This is a genomic window from Vibrio sp. 1288, assembly GCF_033344475.1.
In genome coordinates this window covers 1-576 of record NZ_JAWPOX010000879.1, presented here as the reverse complement: position 1 = coordinate 576, position 576 = coordinate 1, and the positions used below count along the sequence as shown (strand labels likewise).

Here is a 576-nt window from a genome sequence, read left to right as displayed (position 1 = left end):
AACCGCGCGATGCTGGCTGAATTCTTGGTAGCTTTTCCAATCGATATTATTAGTGGCATTACCGATACGAAAGACTGAATACAGCAGTAAGTTCACTTGGCCTGAGCGTCCGCCGACAATCAGGTCCGTTCCTGAAATGGTGTTCGCAAAGCTGTCTTTTGCTTGAGTGCGGATACGTTCTACGCCAAGCAGCAAGATTACCGATATTGCTACCGTCATGATCGTCAACACCGCTGTCGCTTTGCGGTTCATCAAGCTTTTCCAAGCGAGTTTGATTACAGCACTCACGCTAGCACCTCCATGTTACTGCTTTGGTTTATTTCTGGCAGATTAATGGTGCGATCGAACAAGCTTTCCAGAGTTGGATCATGGCTGACAAAGATTAATGTCGCGTTGGCTTGATTAGCCTGTTCCATCAGCAGTTCGATGAACGCCATGCGATTATCATGATCGAGTGCAGATGTCGGCTCGTCAGCAATGACTAACGCAGGATGCCCTATCAGCGCACGAGCTGCCGCCACTCGCTGTTGTTGTCCAATACTCAGCTCTGACACTGGGCGAGAGTGTAAATTTGTC

General features: G+C 48.6%; 1 protein-coding gene and 1 pseudogene. Both read right to left on the bottom strand.

The features are described 5' to 3' along the window. A pseudogene (locus tag R8O11_RS29875) lies at positions 1-288 on the bottom strand (ABC transporter permease); the annotation flags it as partial. Beyond that, positions 285-576 (bottom strand): ATP-binding cassette domain-containing protein (locus tag R8O11_RS29870; RefSeq protein ID WP_318195213.1); only part of this gene is annotated, 292 nt, incomplete at its 5' end. The gene R8O11_RS29870 and the pseudogene R8O11_RS29875, both read right to left, overlap by 4 nt.